Genomic DNA, 19,921 nt, shown 5'->3' with positions numbered 1-19,921 from the left:
TCCACGCCTTCGAGCAGGAATTGATGCCCGTTCAATCAATTGCGGAACTCATACGTTTCGCCCGGCACAACTCACCTTTCTACCGCGAGCTCTACGCCCACGTTGACGATCACGTGACTGATCTCACGGATCTCCCGGTGGTACCCCAGGCCGATTTCTGGCGAGCCAACGCGCCCCGCGACAACCGGCTGCTGACCGCCCCTCTGAACGAAGCGGTCGTATTCCGCAGCGGCGGAACCACGGGCTCGCCCAAGTTCTCCTACTACACCCGTACCGAATGGCGTGAATTCACCGCCGCGTTCGGCGCCGGACTCGTCCACGCCGGGCTGCGGCCCGGTCACCGGGTGGCGGATCTCTTCTACGCGGGCGACCTGTACGCCAGCTTCAGCTTCGTCCTCGACTCCCTGCACCGCTCCCCCGTGGCCAACGTCCGCCTGCCCATCGGCGGCGCGACGCCCTGGGAATCCACCGCGGCGACCCTGGAGGAGTTCCGGGTCCAGGTCGTCGCAGGCACCCCGACCACTCTGTGCGCGCTCGCCGAACGCCTGGCCGGCGCGAACCGGACCCTGCCGGACGTGGAGCTGCTCTTCTTCGGCGGGGAATGCCTCTTCGGAGACCAACTCCCGCTGCTCCGGGCCGCGTTCCCGAATGCCGAGCCGCGCTCCCTGGGCTATGCGAGCGTGGACGCGGGGCTCCTCGGCGCGCCCGTGCCCGGCGGGGATCCGCGCATGCACCGCGCGTTCACACCGCACACGGTGGTCGAGATCCTTTATGACGAGACCGACGAACCCGTCGACGGCAACGGCGTGCCGGGACGGCTCGTCGTCACCGATCTCCGCAGGCGGCTCATGCCCGTGCTCCGCTATCCGGCGGGCGACCGGGCCGAGTGGGTGGACCGGGACGCAGGTGTCTTCCGTATCCTCGGGCGCGCCGAGGAGGGCGTGCGGGTCGGCCCCGTGTCTCTCTACACCGAGGACGTCCACGAGGTCGTCACGGCCGCTGACACCCGCGGCGAGGTGACCGGTGTGCAGCTCGTGGTGCGGCGCCGGGACGGCCGGGACGGCTTGGTGCTGCGGCTCGCGGTCGCCGATCCCGGGAACATTCCTGCCACGCTCGGGGAGTCCGTCGTAGCGGCGGTCCTCGCCCAGCGGCCCTTCTACGCGAGCGCGACCGCCTCCGGGCACGTGAACCCGCTCGGCGTCGAATGGGTACGACACCAGGATCTCGCGGTCAACTCCCGCTCGGGCAAGCTCATCCGGGTCGTCGACGAACGGCCGCACACGTGAGCGCGGCGCCTGCGCACGAACGGCGTCTGCCGCTCGTCCTGCGCAATCCGTCCTTCGGCAGGGTCTGGGCCGGTCAGCTCCTCACCCAGGCGGCAAGCCGCATGTTCCAGGTCGGCGCGGTCTGGTGGCTCGTCGGGTTCGCGGGCGGCGAGCACCGCGGGCTCGACTCGGGCCTGTTCCTCATGGTGAGCACCCTGCCCGCGGTGGCGCTGGCCCCGGTGATCGCCCGCATCGTCGCACGGCACGCCCACCGCACGGTGCTGACGAGCGCGGCGACCGTGGCGGGTGCGGTGGCCCTGACGGCTGCCGTCCTGGCCTACGCCGGCGCCCTGCCCATGGCCGCCGCCTACGCGGTGGGGCTGGTGCTGGCCGGCTGCCAGGCGGTCTTCGATCCCTGTCTGACCACTTCGGTCCCGGAACTCGTCGAGGACGCCGACATCGAGTCCGCCACCGGCTTCGAACTGTCCACGCAGTCCGTCGCCGGACTGTGCGGCGGACTGCTCGGCCCCCTCGTGGTCGACGCGGGCGCGCTGGCCGGTGTCACAGCCGTCTGCGGCGCCGCGTACCTGCTCGCCGCCCTGCTGATCGGCTCCACGCGCTTTCCGCACCGTGGGTCCGCGGACGGCCCGGCCCCCGAGCGGCGCACGCTGCGCCGGGTGCTCGCCGGGCTGCCGTTCATCCGTCGTGTGCTGGTCTGCTTCGCCGCCGCCAACGTCTTCACCACCGCCGTCTATGTCGTGATGCCGCTGTACACCCAACAGGTGCTGCACGCGACCGGCTCGACCGTCGCCTCGCTGGAGACGGCCCTCGGTGCGGGCACCCTGCTGGGTTCGTTCACAGGCGGACGCCTGCCCGGCCGTCCCATCACGGTCGGCAGCCTGTGCCTGACCCTGATGGCCGTGGCCCTCGGTCTGCCGGGCATGTTCGCCGGGCATGCGGCGGCCCTCGCATCGATGGCCGTGGCCGGCTGGTGCGTCGGCGTGATCGGCGTACGGTTCGTCGCGCTGTTCCAGCGACTGGTGCCCGCTGACGACAAACCGGCCTTCTTCGCCGTCATGCAGGGAGTGCTCGGCGCCACGTTCCCCGTGGCCTCGCTGGTGTTCGGCGCACTGGGCGACCGTCTGACGGCCACAACGCTGTGCCTGGCGCAGGGCGCGGGGCTCGTGCCGGTCGCGCTGGCGCTGTGGTGGCTCGGCAGCCGCGCCGACGCCGCCGAGCAGCACACGACGGACGCACCGGCGCCGGTACCCGCGGGAGAGGCCTCGTGAACGCGGTCCTCTCCCCCGCGTCCGTCGAAGACATCGCCGCGCTGCGGCAGTTGTACTTCGAGGTGTACGGGCACGGCTACCCGGTGCCGCTCGGCAGCGACCCGGTGGTCATGCGCCGGCTGATCACCGATGGCACCGCGCACTGGCTCACCGCTCGCGCCCACACGGGCGAACCGGTCGGTTCCGCGGTCGTCCTGACCGAACCGGGCAGCCGCATCGGCAAACTGGTCGGCCTCGCGGTGCACCCCGCCCATCGCGGCGGCGGTCTGGCCTCCCGGCTGACCGGGGCGGTCTGCGACGAAGCCTTTGCCACGGGCCTGCTGGACTCGGTGTACGCCACCGTCCGTCTGGTCACCGAAGGTCCGCAGCAGGTCGTCCTACGCAATGGATTCCGGCCACTCGGTCTGCTGCCGAACGCCGTCGAGGTCGAGGGCTGCGAGACGCTCGCGCTGTTCGCCCGTTATGCCGACGGCGTGCTGGAGCGCCGCGAACCCGTGGTGAGCGTGCCCGAGCGGCTGTCGGCGCTGCTGACCGCCGCTTCCCACGGCGTCGGCATCGACTACACCCGCACCCGGCCCGTCCCCTGCCGCGGTGCGGCGGCCGCCGCCGGCACCGAGCCCATCGAGCTGATCACGGCCCCGGCCTTCGTACGGCGTCGCTTCCTGGAGCTGTTCCCCGCGGCCGACGACCGCTTCTTCCCGCTGCACACGCCCAACGCGGTCCTGGTGGCTGCCGACGGCCGCTTCGAGGCGTATGCCGACCTCGATGTCGTAGCGGGCAGTTGCGCGCTGGTCGCGGTCCATCCGCGTCCGGCCGCGGTGGCGGGAAGCCTGGAGGCGATGATCGGGTCGGTCACGCGGGCCGGCGCCGACTATGTCGAGGCGCTGCTGCCGCTGGCCGACACCGAGGCGCTGGAGGTGTTCCTCGCCTCGGGATTCGTACCGAGCGCGGTCTACCCCGCAATGCGCCGCATCGGCGACCGGCTCCACGACTACGTGGTGCTCTCGCGCACCAGCCGCCAGATCGACTTTCGCGCGACCACGGTCAGCCCGCTGCTCCAGCCGTACCTCGGTGCCTACCTGAGTGCCTGGACCACCACCTACCTGCCCCTTCATGAGGTGTCCCGATGAAACCCCATCTCGCTCCCGTCGCGGTACCCGACCCGGCGGCCCTCGGCCAGGTGCAGCGCCTGTGCGACCTGGCGGAGCCGTACGCCGACGGCCCCGACGCCGACGCGCTGTTCGCCGCCGCGATGGCGGAGGCCAACGCCTGGCACGCCGGCCGCTCCTCCTTCTTCGCCGCCCTGTTCGAGGACCCGGCCGAAGCGCCCGCTCCCACAGTCGGCGAGGGCGTGCGCACCCCGCTGGTGCCCGCGGCCTTCTTCAAGCGCCATGAGGTGCTCTCGATCCCGCGCGACGAGGTGTTCCTGCATCTGACCTCCTCGGGCACCACGGGCCAGAAGTCACAGATGTTCTTCGACGAGTGGACGATCCGCTCGGCCCAGCGCATGGTGGCCCGGATCTTCGACCACTACGGCTGGATCACTCCCGAGCAGCCGGTCAACTACCTGCTCTACAGCTACGAGCCGGCTCCGGCGCTGAAACTGGGCACGTCGTTCACCGACAACTATCTGTGCGACTTCGCCCCGGCCCGGCACACCACGCACGCCCTGCGGCACACCGGCTCCGGCCACGAGTTCGACGTGCACGGCTGCATCGCGGCGCTCCAGCGCTACGCCGAGGAGGATGTGCCGGTCCGCATCCTGGGCTTCCCCGCGTTCTTGTACTTCACCCTGGAACGGATGCGGGCGATGGGGCTGCCGCCGCTGCGGCTGCCCGAGGGATCGCTGGTGGTGCTCGGCGGCGGCTGGAAGGGGCACGCCGACCGGCAGATCGGCAAGGACGTCTTCTACGCCGAGGTCACCGACCGCCTCGGGATTCCCGCGGAGCGGGTCCGCGACACGTTCGGCTCCGTCGAGCACTGCGTGCCGTACATCGAGTGTTCCCAGCACCGGCTGCATGTGCCGGTGTGGTCCCGAGCGGCCGTCCGCGACACCGGGACTCTGCGTCCACTGCCGTACGGCGACCGTGGCTTCCTGCACCTGGTCAGCCCCTACATCACCTCGGTTCCCGCGCACAGCGTGGTGATGGGCGACCTCGCGTCGCTGCATCCCGGCGAGGAGTGTCCCTGCCCGCTGTCCACCGACTGGTTCACCGTGCACGGCCGGGCCGGGGTGAGCCGTAACCGCAGCTGCGCGGTCGCCGCCGCCGAACTGATGAAGGGAATGTCGTGACCACCTCCGTAGACCACCCCGTACTCCACCTCTGGCAGGGCGAGTTCGTCGACGACACAGAGGCCGGCCGGCGGCTCGCCGCTCTGCCCGAGCTGGCGGGGCAGGTCCTGACCCGTCCCCTGCCCACCGACGTGGTGCTCGGCGCGTGTGCCGCGGTCAGCCGTGACCTGGCCGATCCCGCCTCCGCCCTGTACACCCGGCTGGCCGGGCAGCTGCCCGCGGACGAGGCCCCGGCCGTGCTGGCCGAGCTGGCGACCGTACTCACCCGGGAGGCACTGGAGCGCAAGCTGCGGCGGGAGCTGGGCGGCCTGCGCCCGGAACGGCTGACCCGGCCGGACGCGCGCGAGACGGTGTACGAGGCCTGGGCGCCCGTCGGCCTGCTGGTCCACATCGCGCCGGGCAACGCCGCGGCCGTGGCACCGCTGAGTGTCGTGGAGGGACTGCTGGCCGGCAACCTGAACGTGCTGAAGTCCAGCAGCTCCGACTCGTCCCTCGCCCTCGACGTGCTCGCCGCGCTCGGTGCGGCCGACCCCTCCGGGCTGATCGCCGAGCGTGTCATCGCCCTGCGCTTCTCCTCCACGCGCCGCGAGTGGCTGCGGGCGCTCTGCGGTCCGGCCGACGCGATCGCGGTGTGGGGCGGCGAGGACGCGGTGCGTGCGGCGGGCGAACTGGCCCAGCCCGGTTGCCGGGTGGTCGAATGGGGCCACCGGATCTCCTTCGCCTACCTGACCCGGCAGGCCGCGTCCGAGGACGGCGTGCTCGACGCGCTCGCCGAGGACGTCTGCCGGTACGAACAGCAGGCGTGCTCCAGCCCGCAGGTGGTGTATCTCGACACCGAGGATGCCGACGCCACCGAGGAACTCTTCGCGCTCGCCGGGCGGTTCGCCGAACGGCTGGCGAAGGTGTCCGACGGACACCAGGCGCCTTCGCCGGGTCCCGCCGAGCAGGCGGAGATCACCACGGTGCAGCAGCTCGCCCGGCTCGAACAACACCTGGGCCTCACCCGTGTGTTCGCCGCCGAGGACGGCTCCTGGCGGGTCCTCGCCGACACGCGGCCCGCACTGGACGCCTCCCCGCTGCACCGCAGCGTCTGGGTCAAGCCACTCCCCCGGCACGCGATCACCGCGACGCTGCGGCCCATGCGCCGCTACCTGCAGACCGCGGCGATCGGCGGCGACCGTGCGGAGGTGGCCGAGCTCTCCCGCGCGATGTTCGCCGCGGGCGTCACCCGCGTCACTCCGGTCGGCTCCATGCTGGACAGCTACGAGGGCGAACCGCACGACGGCGTCTACGCGTTGCAGCGCTACAGCCGCAGGGTGAGCGTGCGCGCCGCGGACCCGGACTTCCGTACGGTGCCCTGTCTGGACGACCTGGTGGCGCCGCCGGTGCTGCCCCCCGCGCCGGACGCGCCGCTCCTCGGCAAGGAGGGCGTGCAGCGCGCGCTCACCACCCTGGACCCGCGCCACGCACACCTGTACTTCCGCAGCGGAGGCTCCACGGGCGCACCCGCGCTGTCGGTGTTCACCTGCGACGACTACGACAACCAGATGCGCGCCGCGGCGGACGGCCTGCTCGCGGCCGGCTTCGACCCGGCACGGGACCGTGCGGCCAACCTCTTCTACAGCGGCGGCATGTACGGAAGCTTCATCAGCTTCTTCTCCATCCTGGAACGGCTGAACGCCACCCAGTTCCCGATCGCCGCAGGCCCCGACCACGCCATGGTCGCGGAGGCACTGGTCGCCCACCGGGCCGACACCCTCTTCGGCATGCCGTCCTATCTGTGGCAGCTGCTGCACGCCGAGTCCGACCGGCTGCGCGCCTACGGCGGCATCCGCAAGGTGTTCTACGGCGGCGAGCACTTCACCACCGAACAACGCAGGGTGCTCACCGAGGACTTCGGGGTGGAGGTGATCCGTTCCGCGGCCTACGGCAGCACCGACCTCGGCCCTCTCGGCTACCAGTGCGCGTCCTCCGCCGGTTCGGTCCACCATGTGCTCACCGACCTGCACACGCTGGAGATCCTGGACCCGCGGGAGGACCGGCCGGTGGCTCCCGGTGAACCGGGCCGGCTGGTGTTCACCTCCCGGGCCCGCGCCGGTCAGCGCCTGGAGCGCTACGAGATCGGTGATCTGGGCCGTGCGGTGGAGGGCATGTGTGCGTGCGGCAGCACCGTGCCGCGTCTGGAGCTTCTCGGGCGCTACGGCGATGTGGTGCGCGTGGGCACGTACTTCGTCAACTACCGTCGGATCGTACGGGTGTTGGAGGAGCGGCTCGCGTACCACGGCGAGGTGCAGCTGTCGGTGGCACCCGGCACCGACCGGGAGCAGCTGACGGTCCGGCTCGACGAGCAGTACGCCCCCGACCCCGACCTCACCCGTGCCGCGATCACCACCGAGGTTCCGGAGGTGGCCTCAGCGGTGGCGGAGGGCCTGCTGTCCCTTGCCGTGGAGAGCGTACGGAGGGAGACCTTCGAGCGCACACCTGTCAGCGGCAAGCTTCGCACCGTCGTCGACCTGCGCTGAGACGGCGAACCACCTGGCCGCCGGCGCGGCCTGGGCCAGGCCGCGCCGGCGTCGATGTCCTTGAGCACACCACGGCAATCGCCGTTCCCGCTTGCAGGAGCACGCTGCTGTCCGGGGTGATGACCTCGTCGCAGCGTTGCGGGCCAGGCAGCCCGCCGCGTGAGGCTGGTGTCGTGGCCCCAGCGGAAGAGCGGTTCTCAAGGCGAACTGACGGGTGCCCAGAGTTGGTCGGCCTCGCCTGCGGCCATGCTTCCACGGTAGACCTCGATCTTGCGGTCGATCATCTTCAGGTTCTCTGTGATCTCCGCGAGCCTGGCCAGGATGTCCGCGCGGTGGGCTTCCAGGAGAGCGAGCCGTTCCGCCTCGTTGCCGGACCCCGCGGCGACCAGTTCGGCGTACTCACGGATGCCCCTGATAGGCATGCCGGTGGCGCGCAGTTTGGTGCAGATGACGATCCACTTCAGGTCGAGTTCACGGTACCGGCGGCGACCTCCGCTCGTACGGTCGACAGGACTGATGACCAGGCCCGCGCGCTCGTAGTACCGAAGCGTGTGCACGCTCACCCCGGTACGACGGGCCGCCTCGGCGATGGGCACGCCCTCCGCGGGCACGGCGCCGAAGTCCGTCTTCGACTTAACGGCGCCGGATACTGGCTGCGATTTGATTTCGAGCACGCTCTAAATTCTAGCGTCGTGGCCATGAGTTCATCAGTGCTCTCTCCCGCAGCTGCTCCCCAACTGAGCCCGCGCCACAAGTCCCTGGTGCTGGCGATCTGCTGCATCAGCATCGTCGTGGTCGTGATGGACATTTCCATCGTCAACGTCGCGCTTCCCACCATGGGCCGCGACCTGCGCGCCTCGGAGTCCGGCCTGCAGTGGACGGTCGACGCCTACACTCTGGTGCTGGCCGGGTTCCTCGTGCTGGCCGGCTCGACCGCCGACCGGGTCGGCCGACGGCGCGTCTTCCAGGCCGGTCTCGCGGCCTTCGGCCTCGGGTCGCTGCTGTGCGGACTGGCGCCGGGCATCGACTGGCTGATCGCGGCGCGTGTGCTGCAGGCGGTCGGCGGGACCATGCTCAACCCGGTGGCCATGGCGATCGTCGCGAACACCTTCACAGATGCCGCCGAACGGGCCCGGGCCATAGGCGTCTTCGCCTCGATGTCCGGGCTGGCGCTGGCGCTCGGCCCCATCCTCGGCGGTGGTTTGGTCGACGCCTTCGGCTGGCGGTCGGTCTTCTGGATCAACGTCCCCATCGTGGCCGTGGCGATCGTGTGCGCCGCGCTGTTCGTGCCCGAGTCCCGCGCCGCCCGGGCACGCCGGTTCGACCCGGTCGGGCAGGCGCTGATGGTCCTGGTCCTGGGCAGTGTCGTGTACGCGATCATCGAGTCCAGGTCGCTCGGCTGGACCTCGCCGGTCATCGTCGGTCTGCTCGCCGTCGCAGCGCTCGGCGTGGCGGGCATCCTCGGCTACGAACCCCGGCGCCCCGACCCGCTCCTGGAACTGCGCCTCTTCCGCAGCGTCCCGTTCGGTTCGGCGATCGTGATGGCGCTGTTCGCCATGTGCGGCTTCGGCGCGTTCCTGTTCGTGACCACCCAGTACCTGCAGGACGTGCGTGGCCTGCCGCCGGTGACGGCGGGGCTGTGCCTGCTCCCGGTCGGGCTGCCGGTCCTGCTGATATCACCGCTCACCGGGCGCCTGGTCGGCGAGCGCGGTCCTCTGCTGCCGCTCGTGGTGGCCGGGACCGCCCTGGCCCTCGGCGGCGCCGCATCGCTATGGCTGAGGCCGGATACTCCCCTGCCGGCCGCGCTGGCGATCTACCTGCTGTTCGGCGTCTTCCTCGGCACGATCAACCCGCCGATCACCAACTCGGCGATCTCCGGGATGCCCCGCTCGATGGCCGGGCTGGCCGGCTCACTGGCCTCCACCGGCCGCCAGGCCGGCATGACGCTGGGCGTCGCGATCTCCGGGACCGTCGTCGGCCCGGAGATCGCCAGGGGCGGAACGGCGTTCACGAGCGCGACGCGTGGCGTGTGGTGGATGATCCTCGTCCTCGGCACGGGCATCCTGACCCTCGGCGCGCTCAGCTCCACCCCTTGGGCACGCCGCACGGCCGAACGCGCGGGCGTGATGGTCGAGGCCCAGTCGTGAGGCGGGAGTTGCGAGTGGTGTCGTAGACATGTGCCATCGCGGACGGGCTGGGTGAGCGGGGCCGCTGGGCCGGGGCCTGGACGGGGCTGTGGCGGTGGCGGTGGGTTGCGTGGCGGGGCTGCGGCTGGGGGGTGTCGCGGCGGGTGTGGTTGCATTTGTGCCGGTGGGGCTGGTGGCGGCGGACGCGTACGCGTTCGCGGGGACGATCAGGTGCCCCGTACCTGTGAATACGTCACCGGCGATCCGGCACTTCGACTCCCACTCGACCCAGTCCGCAGGCGCGCTCGCCGGCCTCCTCGCCACCGCGGCCACCAAGCGGCCGAAGTCCCTGCAGTCCTTCGCCAGTTCAACACTGTCCGTGCCCACCGACGCTACCAGCCACCGCTGACAACGGGCCCAAGAGACAAGTCAGTGAAAGGGGCGGACGCCGGGGTCGAGACGTGCCTCCGTCAGGCTCCGGCAGCGGACACGTGGCGAGCGAGCTCGGCGGCCAGGCGCCGCATGACCGTGCGGTTGGCGCGCCGCATCGTGGCCCGGACGGCAGGTGCCAGCAGTCGGTCGGCGAGAGGGGCACGCGTCCAGGTGTAGGTGAACGACACGCGGCTCCCGCCGGCCGCCAGCGGTTCGATGGTGTAGACGCCGTTGGCCAGCCTCCGGCCGGCCGCGCTGACATTGCGTTCCACGATGCGCCGCGGCGCCTCGGCCTCGACGACCTCGATGGTGACGTCGGTCTTCGTGCCGCCCAGCGCTGCGGTGACCATGGCGCACGATCCGATGCCGCGGCTGGGGCCGCTGTACCGCCAGTCGGTCAGGTAGTGGTTGGTGAATCGCTCGTGGTGAGCCATGACATCGAGGAAGTCGTAGACCTGCTCGGGCGTCTGCGGTACGTCGATCGACACGGTGACAGACTTCATGTACCACACGGTACATGCGAGTTGTACCAATTGGTACACTCGTGGTGTGGTGAATACGGATGACCCGCATCGCAAGGGCGAGGCAACGCAGGGTGCGGACAGGGACCGGCGTGCCCAGCTGTTGGACGCGGCCGTCGACCACGTCGCAGCACACGGCATCGCGGACCTGAGCCTGCGCCGCCTGGGCGCCGCGATCGGCGTCAGTCACCGCATGCTGATCCACTACTTCGGTTCCAAGGAACAGCTGCTCGTCGAGATCGTCCGGACCTCGGAACGGCGTCAGCGTGATCTGCTGTCCCGGCTCCGCCTGGAGCCCGGCCGCTCGCCCGCCGATGTCGCGCGGCTGCTCTGGCAGCACTTGACGGACTCTCGACTGGCCGGTCAGGAGCGGCTCTTCTTCGAGATCTGCGGACACGCGCTGCGAGGCCGCCCCGAGGCCCTCCCGATCCTCGACGGACTCGTGACGGACTGGCTGGAGCCGCTCGTGGCCGCCGAAACGGCCGCAGGGGTACACCCCGCCACGGCCCACAACCGCGCCAGGCTGGGACTCGCCACCGTCCGTGGTCTGCTGCTCGACCTGCTCGCCACCGGCGACCGCGCCGGCGTCGACGCGGCGATGGAGGAATTCCTCCGGCTGTACTACGGCTCGGAGTGACCCAGCCGCTTTGGCGGTCGTCTCGATGGGTGCCTGTGGCCTGGGGCCATGGCCCTGCGACCCGGTCCGCCAACCTGTCATGACCATCTGGATGTGTTCCGTGGCGGGAGGCAAGAGACGGCGATACTGCTGCCCGATGGGCTGGCTACGCCGGCGCTCGTGGTCGATGTGGATGTGCTGGACAGGAACATCTCGCGGTTGACCGAGGCTTCGCGGGCCCAAGGCTTCGCCCTGTGCCCGCACGCCAAGAGCCACAAGTACGCGCAGATCCCGACCGTCACTTTCGGTCCGGCGCACGCGGGCTGTCGGTGGCCACGACCAGCGAGGCGCTGCCGGCGCCTACCGGCCGCCCCCCATGCCTGGATCGGCCCCCTGAAACAACGGACGACGCCGCCCGTGAAGTAGTTCACGGGCGGCGTTCGTCGTGGCGATGGTCAAGTCGTTCGCTGGTACGTGAGCGATGAGCGGTTCCCGGGGACCCATCGCTAAGCACTGACGCAAAGTCACGTGCTCTACGAGTCCGCCGAGCTCGCACCTCCCGATGCGCCATGGCTCAAACGGGTTCGGGTTGCGGCTCCGGTTGCGGCGCTGGTGCAGTCGTCGGTTCCCACTGTCTGGTGGTTCGTATGTAGCCGTGGACCACTGAGGCCATCGCCAGAATGAGCAGGGGTCCGAACACCCAGGGGTGTTCGGCCATCTTCGTCGGCAGATAGCGGTACGACACCAGGAGCGCGGCGAACACCGTTGCGCCGTGAGCCACCAATTGGATTCCGGACCGATCCCAGCCGCGCGCGAGAGAACGCAGGGCTGCCTCGATCGTGAGCGCGAACACCACGCCGGCAATGAGATCGGCGCCGTAGTGGTAGCCGAATCCCAGCGTTGCGCCGAGCGTTGCTGTCAGCCAAAAAGTGCCCGCGTATCGGAGAATTCGTGGACCCTTGCGGGAATGGAGGAAAATCGTGGTGGCCCATGCCGTGTGGAGGCTGGGCATGCAGTTGCGCGGGGTCATCTCGTCGAACGTCATCTGGTGCGGGGCATCGATCGGCGGCGGTGTGTCCGGCCACAGGTTCGCCAGCGCCCAGTGCCCGCCGCCGGTGCCGAAGGCGCCGGGGCCGTAGGTGAAGATCGGTCCGACCACCGGGAAGATCATGTAGATGCCCGGGCCGAGGAGGCCGATCGCCAGAAAGGTGCGCACCAGATGATGACGCGGGAAGCGGCGCTCGACCGCCACATTCCGCAGTTGGTACAGCGCGACGACGACCGCGGCCACCGCAAGCTGAACATAGACGAAGTCGAGAACATGGGCGCCGATCGGGCCGGTGGCCCTGACCATCCGGCCTGCCAGCCACGAGGGGTTGCCCAGCGCATGGTCGACGGTTGCCACGTACGGGTCGAGCACCGCCGGACGGGTCTTCGACGTGATGAGCAGCCAGGCGTCGCCGGTCTTGCGGCCGGCCACCAGCAGCAGGGCCAGCCCGACGCCCTTCAGCAGCAGGACACGTTCCTGGCCCGTGCGGCGGGTGACAGCGATGACCGCACATCCCAGAACCACCCACAACGCGCCGTTGCCGAAGGGATGGCCCTCGGTCACCCTGATGTCGAGCGCCCACCGCACCAGCAGGAAGACGACGTCGATACCGATGGCGACGCCGGCGGCAATGAACCGTTGCCGCCAGGTGAGCACGACCATCAGCAACGCCATACCGGCGTACAACAGGAAACCCGACTTGGGCGGGAATACGAGCTCTCGCACCTGATTGGTGATCGGCCCGGGCAGGCCGTACCGACGCGCGGCGATCTCCAGGGCGATGAGGAACCCGAGGGTCACCGCACCCGCCATAACCCACAGCATCACCCGTGGTCGACGCCACGCGGCGAAATCAATTCTGCAATTTGTTCGCGAAAAAAACCGTGATGCTATGGGTATCAATTTGTTTGGCCGATTTTCTGGATGCTAGATCTATGAGACAGGTCGCTCTTCGTACCGGATGGCTTTGGTCTTCAGTCCTCACGTGAAGGACGGGCGATGAGGGCGCCCGTCGTGGGGTCGATCATGGTATCGGAACCGTGCGGGTGGATTTCACCGGTCAAGGGTGGGGCGTAGGTCCGTCGTTCCTGGACCGTTGCTCCAGCGTCCGCAGCCGGGTCCGTATGCACCCCGGCCGTCGCACCGCGACGGCGAAGCTCAGCGATGACGACACCCTCTCCCCTTCAAGCTCCGCAATGCACTGTTCCGGCTGTAGAGAGGCCTTCCCGGCGAGAAGCGTTCCAGATGAACGGGTTGTTTTACCCTGGCAGTGCGGCTCTCGATCCGGTGCGAGGGACAAGCGGCTCCGGGAGTCGACGAAGGCCGGGTGGAGGAATACGGTCGTGCGCGTGCTCCAGCCCGCGGCCGCGCCACTGCCGACGCACCGCGGCTGCCCTTTCGACCCTTCGCGGGAGTACGAGCGACTGCGTGAGCAGGGACCGGTCAGCAGGCTGGCCTTCCCGGACGGGAAGATGGGCTGGTTGCTCACCCGGCGCGAGGACGTGCGTGCCGTACTCGCGGACGACCGGTTCAGCTCGGACCGAATGCGCGCCTCCTCGCCCGTACGGCAGACCGCGCTCCGCCCGGAGGCCCCCAAGGCGCGCGCGGGCATGCCGATCTCCCTGGACCCTCCGGAGCATCGCGACGACGCCCCTGCTCAGCCGGGTGCTCGCGGGCGAGGATCAGAGTAGCCCCGGCATCGCGCTGAGTGACGAAGAGCTCGCCGGGTTCGGGCGACTGCTGCGGGTCACCGGCCACGAGACCACGGCGAACATGCTGGCACTCGGCGCCTGTGCCCTGCTGTGCCACCCCGGACAGCTGAAGGTGCTGCGGGAGGATCCCGCCTCGATCGTTCGGGCGACAGTCAGCCACCACCCGAACTGCACGCCTCCGCCCGGTTCGCGGCGGCGCTGTGTCCGAACGCGGTGATCCGCCTCGTCGAGGACTCCTGACCGGGGCCAGCCGTAAGTGTGGCGCGGGTGAGCGGGGCGGCGAAGTGAGGTTCGAGGCCCACCTGCACCAGGGGCCGCTGGACGCCCCGACCGATTCCGGACTCCCGCTCCCCTTCCCGAACGTGATCATGACCGACCCGCACGCCAGGCGGCCCCGGCGGGGCGCGGACGCCTGCTCGGCCCGGCATGCGGAGTCGGCTGGGAATGCCGGACAGCCTCCGGTCACCGAAGACCGGGCAGCCTCCCGTTACGGCAGGCTGGCGCCCTCCGCGCTCACTGCCGTCGGCACCGGCTGGAAAAAGGTCTCTCCGCCGGAGGAGCAGTCGCCGCTGCCGCCCGAGGTCAGCCCGATGGCCGCGTCGCCGTCGAAGAGCGCACCGCCGCTGTCGCCCGGCTCGGCACACACGTCGGTGTCGATGAGCCCGGAGACCGAACCCTCCTCGTAGTTCACGGTCGCATCGAGCCCGTTGACCGTCCCGCCGTGGACGCCCGAGGTACTGCCACTGCGCTGGACCGACTCACCCACGTAGGCATCGGCGGCGCGGGTGATCTGCTGGCTACCGCCGTTGTGGAGGTCGACGACGCTGGCGTGGTCACTGTTCGCGTCGTCGTACCGGGCCAGGGCGTAGTCGGCGCCGGGGAAGTGCGAGTTGACGGTCTGAGCCACCTCCCTGCCGCCCTGCGAGTCGGACCACGTCGAGGACGCGTTCCCGCAGTGACCGGCGGTGAGGAAGTACGGCGCGCCGTTCACGGACACGTTGAACCCGAGGGAGCAGCGCACACTGCTGCCCCAGATCGCGTCGCCGCCCGCGATGAGCGGCTTGAACGCGGTCGCGGCCCGACGGACTACGACCCTGTCGCCGAGCGACTTGACCACGGTGTTGAGTCGGGTGCGCTTGGCGCCCGTGACCGTCGGGTCGACGGTCACGACCACCTTGTCCTTACGAGGATCGATCGCCCACGCGGTACCGGCGATCCGGGCCCGCTGCGTCAACGTGCTCAGGACACCGCGGAGTTGAGTGGTGGAGTAGCGCACAGTTCTCGGGACGGCACCGGTGCCGCGCACCTGGTCGGCCGCGGAGGAATCGGTGATGTTGACGACGAAGTGACGGGCCGCGGCGTCGTAGTAGGAACCGGCGGCGCGGTCGCCCAGCTGTGCGACGAGGGCCGCGGTGGATGCGGCCTGGGTCGCGTCCGGCTTGGGCGCAGCAGAAGCGAGGGCGGCCGTGGCGGAGCCGGCGCCGGGAAGCAGGGCCGCGCCGGCCGTGAGGACCACGACGCTCGCTCCGGTGAGCGCCCGGGTGGTGAGAGTTGTTCGGCGTTGCGCCATGTGAAGCCTCCAGTGGGGGTTGCCCCGTCCACTCGACGGGCCGGGGCCGGAGGGATGACGGGCATGGGGGCGCCCGGCCCCCAAGGATCGGACGTGCCCATGCCAAACGCCGACGAATGTGGCCACGTGCTCCCGCCGCGACGAGCAAGGGATCCGGCGGGGCGGCTGGCATGACGGACAGTCAGGGACCGCTGCCGTCTCCGCACTCCGCGCCCCCGCTCCGACGCCCGGCGTCACGCACGATGCCTGCCACCGCGCCCGCCGTCCACGCTCGGTTTACCCATGGATGATCGGTACGCAACTACTCCGTCCCGAATTCTAACCAGACGTCCTCCTTTTGGCCCTCTCTTGACCGACCGATGACCTGACACGACACCAAGTCATCGCCTCGGGACAGACGTCGGCAGGGTTCACCGCAGAGCGACCCGGTGACGCCCTGAGCCGTACCGCAGGACACCTCGGGGCCGGTGGGCCTGAAGCGGTCGGCTCGGACCTGCTCAGCGCGTCTGGTCTAGCGGCGCGGCGCGGGCGGTAGCGTGGGTGTCATGCCGGACGCGCCGCCCCGCCCCGAACCGTTCACCCCGCAGGCCGCTCCTGCGGCGCTCGAAGACCTGCGTGCACGGCTGCGCGCGACGCGCTGGCCGGATACGCCCGAGGACGCCGGGTGGTCGCTCGGCACCGACCTCTCCTACCTCCGGGAACTCGTCACCTACTGGGCCGAGGAGTTCGACTGGCCGACGCAGGAAGCCACGCTCGCCCGGCTCCCCCGCTTCCGCGTGCCCCTCCGCGGCCTGGGAACCCACTTCGTGCACGTCCGGGCCGCCACCCCGGCCGGGCCCGTCCTTCCGCTGATCCTCGGCCACGGTTGGCCGGACTCCTTCTGGCGCTACACGAAAGTCATCCCGCTCCTGACCGACCCCGGCGCACACGGCGCCGACCCCGCCGACGCGTTCGACGTGGTCGTACCCGACATGCCGGGCTACGGCTACTCCGACCGCCCCACAGGCCCCACGCTCGACGCCCTCGCTGTCGCCGGCCTCTGGGCCGACCTCATGAGCCTCCTCGGCTACCCGCGGTTCGGCGCGGCGGGCGGGGACCTGGGCAGCCACGTCAGCCGCTACCTCGCGCTCGACCACCCCGACCGGGTCGTGGCCGTCCACCGCATGGACGCGGGCCTGCCCGTCTTCACCGGCGACCCGGCGGACCTCACGCCCGAGGAACGCGCCTGGCTCAAGGGCGCCGCGGCCTGGGGCGCGACCGAAGGCGCCTACGCCGCCGTGCACCGCACGAAGCCCCAGACCGCCGCCGTCGGGCTCACCGACTCGCCGGCCGGGCTCGCCGCGTGGCTCGTCGAGAAGCTCCGGGCGTGGAGCGACTGTGACGGTGACGTCGAGCGGAGCTTCACCAAGGACGAGATCCTCACGAACGTCACGCTGTACTGGCTGACGGGGACGATCGGCTCGTCGATGCGCATGTACCGCGCGAACGCCGCGATCCCGGCCGCGCAGCACGCCCGCCGGGTCGAGGTGCCGTCCGGCTTCTCCCTCTTCCCCGGTGACGTCGTCCGCCCGCCCCGGGCCTGGCTCGAACGCATGACGAACGTCGTGCGCGTGACCGAACCCGCGCGCGGCGGGCACTTCGCACCGTTCGAGGAGCCCGAACTCTACGCAGAGGAACTCCGCGCGTTCTTCCGCCCCTACCGCACGGCGGCGACGGGCTGAGGGGACGCGGGTCTGGGTCCAGCGCGCGGCGACCGGCTCGGTACCTGCGGCGCCGCCGTCGGCCGGGCGCAGCTCCAGGGACCGTGACCGCTCCGCTCGGCGTGTGCAGGGCACCCTCGATGCGGCCATGCATCAGCAGCCGGTCCGGTGCGCTGTGCGGCAGGGACGAGCTAGGCCTCGGCGATCCCCGTGTCGTGGGCGAGAAGGCCGGCCTGGGTCCGAATGACGCAGCCCAGTTTGTCGAGCGTCCGCGAGACACAGCCCTTGATCGTGGCCTCGGAGAGGTACAGCCGGGCGGCGATCTGCGCGTTCGACAGGCCCTCGCCGAGACCGGCCAGCACTTGGACCTCCCGCTCGGTCAGCGAGGCGACCGGTTCGCGGGCGCGGTCGCGGGCCGAGAGGCTGTCCGTCGACGCGGCGATGAGCCGGCGCGCGGCGGAGGGCGAGAGGACGGTGTTCCCTTGGGCGGCCGCCCGCCCGAGACTGATCAGCTCCTCCGGCGGGGTGGACTTCACCAGGAAGCCGGTCGCCCCGGCCCGCAGCGCACGCAGCACGTACTGGTCGGCGTCGAAGGTGGTCAGCACCACGATGTTCGGCGGGTCGGCAAGGGCGTTGATGTGCTCGATCGCAGTCAGACCGTCCATGCCCGGCATGCGCAAATCCATCAGAATGATGTCCGGGCGGCTGCGCCGTACCGCCTCGACGCCGGCGACGCCGTCGTGCGCCTCGTCGACGACCTCGATGTCCGGTGCCGACCCGAGAATGGTGCGCAGGAACCCGCACACCATGGGCTCGTCGTCCACCACCGCTACCCGGGCCACGCTCACACCGCCGATTCGGAGGTCGGGACGTAGGCGGGCAGCGTCGCCTCGACGCTGAACCCGCCGTCGGAACAAGGTCCGGCACGCAATGTGCCATGCACAAGCTCGATGCGCTGCCGCAGATGCGCGATTCCCAGACCGGAGCCGGTGCCGGCGAGGGCGCTGCGAGGTCTTTCGCTCGGTGGCGTGTTACGTACCGTCAGGCGCACGTGTGCGTTGTCGTACTCCACCCGCACGCGCACGCGCGGGCGCCGGGAGCGTGCTTGCGTACGTTGGTCAGTGCCCCGCTTCCTCGATCAGCTCGGTCGGTATCCCCACCGTGACGGACTCGGCGACCAGGTCGGCGAAGCCCGCCGCCGACGGGGTCTGGTCGGTAGAAGAGCGGGCCATAGGCGGCCGGCATGGTGGCGAGAGGAGCCCGCACGTTCCCCTGGTGCGCCGGCGTCAGCACCCCCGCCGGTGAGATCAGCAGCGTCACCGCGAGCACGAACGCGCCGAGCACACCGACGACGAGCAGCGGGGCGCTGCGGCGGATGGCGAGCGAGGCGCAGGCGAGCGCCTGCACGCCCAGCACGGCCCAGGCCAGGGTTCCGGGGTGAGCGGGCCACCAGGTGCCGCCGACCAATGCCAGGCCGGTGTCGAGCAACACGAAGGCGGTCGCGATCGTCATGTCCTCGGGCGGACCCTACGAAAGTCGTGTGCCAGACCTCGTGACCAAACCTTGGTCTGGTGACGTACCGACCGCTCGCCCTGCCGCGCGGCACGCCCACCGCCATGGAACGGGCGTATGGATACGACAGGTAACACCGTCACGATGACTCCCAGGCTCGGTCGCTACACGATCGACACAGACAGTTCGTCGCTCTCGTTCAAGAGCTGATACCTCTTCGGCCTTCTGCCGGTGCGCGGCACCTTCGCGATCCGCGGCGGCACCGTCGAAGTGACCGAGCCGCCCTCCGGGTCGAGAGTGCACGCGGAGATCGACGCGGTGAGTCTCCGTACGGGCAACGCCCGGCGAGACGCCACCGTACGGTCGGCGAAGTTCCTGGACACCGACCGGTACCCGCTGATCACTTCGCCTCCGACCGGGTGGGCGCCACTACGATCGCCGGCACCCTGACCGTATGCGGTGTCTCCCGGCCGGCCGGCCTTTCGATCGTGCACTGCGACGTGCTCGCGGATGCCTACCGTCCGTGCCACCACGCGGGTCCACCGCACCGAGTTCGGTGTGACGGCGTCCCGTGGCATGGCCGGGCGGCATCTCGACCTGACGTTGGAGATCCGTTGCGTCCGCGTGTGACACCAGCACGCAGGGCGTCGGGAGACGCCCATGGCTGACGCGGTCGTGGCGCAGGGCCTGCACCAGCGGTACGGCACGGTGTGGGCGGTACGCGGGGTGAGCTTCACCGTCGAGCACGGGGAGATCTTCGCGCTGCTCGGCCGCAACGGAGCGGGCAAGACGATCACCACCGAGATCCTGGAGGGCTTTCGGGGCCACGACTTGGCACGGGTCGACGTGCTCGGTCTGGACCCGGGTGAGAAGGCCACCGGGCGCACCCTGCGCGAGCAGACCGGGCTGATGTTGCAGGACATTGCTGTCGAGCCGTAAAACCTGCGGGCCCCTGGGGAACCACCGTTCTCCTCACCACCCACTGCGTGGACGAGGCCCAGGAGCTGGCCGACCGGGTGGCGGTGATCGCCGACGGACGGATCGTGGCCGAGGGCACCCCCGCGACCCTGGGCCTTGCACCGCGACACCGTGCTCGCCGGGCTGACGGTCGACCGGCCGAGCCTTCAGGACGTCTGTCTGCGCCTGACCTGGCGGAGCCACGGCGCGCCGGAGCGCACGCCGGAGAGCAATCTCACTGATCGTGTCAAGCCGTCTGCGTGACGGCCCCGCCAGCAGCAGCCGATCACCTGGGTCAAGCGGCTCAAGGCCGCGTAAGGGACGTCCCGGCCCGGAATGGGTGCAGCGAGCGCCTTCA

The 19,921-nt window shown here is 70.5% G+C and carries 19 protein-coding genes; 13 read left to right on the top strand and 6 right to left on the bottom strand.

The window, feature by feature from the left end; genetic code table 11:
• Nucleotides 1-23 precede the first annotated feature (23 nt).
• The 5 genes from AB5L52_RS43350 to AB5L52_RS43330 are packed head-to-tail and all read left to right on the top strand — an operon-like array spanning nucleotide 24 to nucleotide 7,369.
• Nucleotides 24-1,286 carry a phenylacetate--CoA ligase family protein gene (locus AB5L52_RS43350; RefSeq protein ID WP_369368555.1) on the top strand — a complete coding sequence of 421 codons (1,263 nt, stop codon included), beginning with the start codon at nucleotides 24-26 and terminating at the stop codon, nucleotides 1,284-1,286.
• Nucleotides 1,283-2,554, top strand: a complete 1,272-nt coding sequence (locus AB5L52_RS43345; RefSeq protein ID WP_369368553.1) for an MFS transporter — start codon at nucleotides 1,283-1,285, stop codon at nucleotides 2,552-2,554. Before AB5L52_RS43350 ends, AB5L52_RS43345 begins: the two co-directional genes overlap by 4 nt.
• On the top strand, nucleotides 2,551-3,684 hold the full coding sequence (locus tag AB5L52_RS43340) for a GNAT family N-acetyltransferase (protein ID WP_351576484.1): 1,134 nt from the start codon (nucleotides 2,551-2,553) through the stop codon (nucleotides 3,682-3,684). Before AB5L52_RS43345 ends, AB5L52_RS43340 begins: the two co-directional genes overlap by 4 nt.
• Nucleotides 3,681-4,847 (top strand): acyl-protein synthase, encoded by a 1,167-nt coding sequence (locus AB5L52_RS43335; protein ID WP_351029721.1) that lies wholly within the window; start codon nucleotides 3,681-3,683, stop codon nucleotides 4,845-4,847. The genes AB5L52_RS43340 and AB5L52_RS43335 overlap by 4 nt, the downstream gene beginning before the upstream one ends.
• The gene (locus AB5L52_RS43330; RefSeq protein WP_369368552.1) at nucleotides 4,844-7,369 is read left to right on the top strand and encodes an acyl-CoA reductase; all 2,526 of its coding nucleotides are present in this window, start codon (nucleotides 4,844-4,846) and stop codon (nucleotides 7,367-7,369) included. Before AB5L52_RS43335 ends, AB5L52_RS43330 begins: the two co-directional genes overlap by 4 nt.
• 197 nt (nucleotides 7,370-7,566) lie before the next feature.
• Here the strand turns inward: AB5L52_RS43330 and AB5L52_RS43325 are convergent, their stop codons facing one another.
• Nucleotides 7,567-8,043, bottom strand: coding sequence for a MerR family transcriptional regulator (locus tag AB5L52_RS43325; RefSeq protein ID WP_351029725.1), 477 nt, complete (start codon nucleotides 8,041-8,043; stop codon nucleotides 7,567-7,569).
• A 24-nt stretch (nucleotides 8,044-8,067) separates the two neighbouring features.
• On the opposite strand from AB5L52_RS43325, the gene AB5L52_RS43320 reads away from it, so the two are divergent.
• Nucleotides 8,068-9,516 (top strand): MFS transporter, encoded by a 1,449-nt coding sequence (locus AB5L52_RS43320; RefSeq protein WP_369368551.1) that lies wholly within the window; start codon nucleotides 8,068-8,070, stop codon nucleotides 9,514-9,516.
• Nucleotides 9,517-9,739: 223 nt separating this feature from the next.
• Nucleotides 9,740-9,904 carry a hypothetical protein gene (locus tag AB5L52_RS43315; protein WP_369368550.1) on the top strand — a complete coding sequence of 55 codons (165 nt, stop codon included), beginning with the start codon at nucleotides 9,740-9,742 and terminating at the stop codon, nucleotides 9,902-9,904.
• Between the two features lie 61 nt (nucleotides 9,905-9,965).
• On the opposite strand, the gene AB5L52_RS43310 is transcribed toward AB5L52_RS43315, so the two are convergent.
• Complete coding sequence (locus AB5L52_RS43310) at nucleotides 9,966-10,430, bottom strand: SRPBCC family protein (protein WP_369368549.1); 465 nt, start codon at nucleotides 10,428-10,430, stop codon at nucleotides 9,966-9,968.
• Nucleotides 10,431-10,476: 46 nt separating this feature from the next.
• Here AB5L52_RS43310 and AB5L52_RS43305 point away from each other — a divergent pair, with 46 nt between their 5' ends.
• Entirely contained in the window at nucleotides 10,477-11,085 is a 609-nt protein-coding gene (locus AB5L52_RS43305; protein ID WP_369368548.1) for a TetR/AcrR family transcriptional regulator, read from the top strand.
• A gap of 553 nt (nucleotides 11,086-11,638) precedes the next feature.
• Here the strand turns inward: AB5L52_RS43305 and AB5L52_RS43300 are convergent.
• Nucleotides 11,639-12,937 (bottom strand): DUF5933 domain-containing protein, encoded by a 1,299-nt coding sequence (locus AB5L52_RS43300; RefSeq protein WP_351029739.1) that lies wholly within the window; start codon nucleotides 12,935-12,937, stop codon nucleotides 11,639-11,641.
• A gap of 524 nt (nucleotides 12,938-13,461) precedes the next feature.
• Here AB5L52_RS43300 and AB5L52_RS43295 point away from each other — a divergent pair.
• Nucleotides 13,462-13,803: a hypothetical protein gene (locus tag AB5L52_RS43295; protein ID WP_369368547.1), complete on the top strand. Its 342-nt coding sequence runs from the start codon at nucleotides 13,462-13,464 to the stop codon at nucleotides 13,801-13,803.
• A 508-nt stretch (nucleotides 13,804-14,311) separates the two neighbouring features.
• Here the strand turns inward: AB5L52_RS43295 and AB5L52_RS43290 are convergent.
• The gene (locus AB5L52_RS43290) at nucleotides 14,312-15,394 is read right to left on the bottom strand and encodes a S1 family peptidase (RefSeq protein ID WP_369368546.1); all 1,083 of its coding nucleotides are present in this window, start codon (nucleotides 15,392-15,394) and stop codon (nucleotides 14,312-14,314) included.
• A gap of 545 nt (nucleotides 15,395-15,939) precedes the next feature.
• Between AB5L52_RS43290 and AB5L52_RS43285 the strand changes: the two genes are divergently transcribed.
• Nucleotides 15,940-17,115 (top strand): epoxide hydrolase family protein, encoded by a 1,176-nt coding sequence (locus AB5L52_RS43285; protein WP_369368545.1) that lies wholly within the window; start codon nucleotides 15,940-15,942, stop codon nucleotides 17,113-17,115.
• 170 nt (nucleotides 17,116-17,285) lie between these two features.
• Here AB5L52_RS43285 and AB5L52_RS43280 read toward each other — a convergent pair whose 3' ends face one another.
• Together AB5L52_RS43280 and AB5L52_RS43275 are read right to left on the bottom strand one after the other, a co-directional pair.
• Complete coding sequence (locus AB5L52_RS43280; protein ID WP_369368544.1) at nucleotides 17,286-17,936, bottom strand: response regulator; 651 nt, start codon at nucleotides 17,934-17,936, stop codon at nucleotides 17,286-17,288.
• A gap of 2 nt (nucleotides 17,937-17,938) precedes the next feature.
• On the bottom strand, nucleotides 17,939-18,178 hold the full coding sequence (locus AB5L52_RS43275; protein ID WP_369368543.1) for a hypothetical protein: 240 nt from the start codon (nucleotides 18,176-18,178) through the stop codon (nucleotides 17,939-17,941).
• 159 nt (nucleotides 18,179-18,337) lie between these two features.
• Here AB5L52_RS43275 and AB5L52_RS43270 point away from each other — a divergent pair, with 159 nt between their 5' ends.
• The 3 genes from AB5L52_RS43270 to AB5L52_RS43260 all read left to right on the top strand — a co-directional run bounded on the left by AB5L52_RS43270 (nucleotide 18,338) and on the right by AB5L52_RS43260 (nucleotide 19,545).
• Nucleotides 18,338-18,535, top strand: coding sequence for a hypothetical protein (locus AB5L52_RS43270; RefSeq protein WP_351765209.1), 198 nt, complete (start codon nucleotides 18,338-18,340; stop codon nucleotides 18,533-18,535).
• A gap of 302 nt (nucleotides 18,536-18,837) precedes the next feature.
• Entirely contained in the window at nucleotides 18,838-19,056 is a 219-nt protein-coding gene (locus tag AB5L52_RS43265; protein WP_369368542.1) for a YceI family protein, read from the top strand.
• Nucleotides 19,057-19,266: 210 nt separating this feature from the next.
• Nucleotides 19,267-19,545: an ATP-binding cassette domain-containing protein gene (locus tag AB5L52_RS43260; protein WP_351034591.1), complete on the top strand. Its 279-nt coding sequence runs from the start codon at nucleotides 19,267-19,269 to the stop codon at nucleotides 19,543-19,545.
• Nucleotides 19,546-19,921 lie beyond the last annotated feature (376 nt).

Origin of the sequence: Streptomyces sp. CG4, assembly GCF_041080655.1 — a bacterium.
Lineage (GTDB): Bacteria > Actinomycetota > Actinomycetes > Streptomycetales > Streptomycetaceae > Streptomyces.
This window is presented reverse-complemented; position numbering and strand designations above follow the sequence as displayed.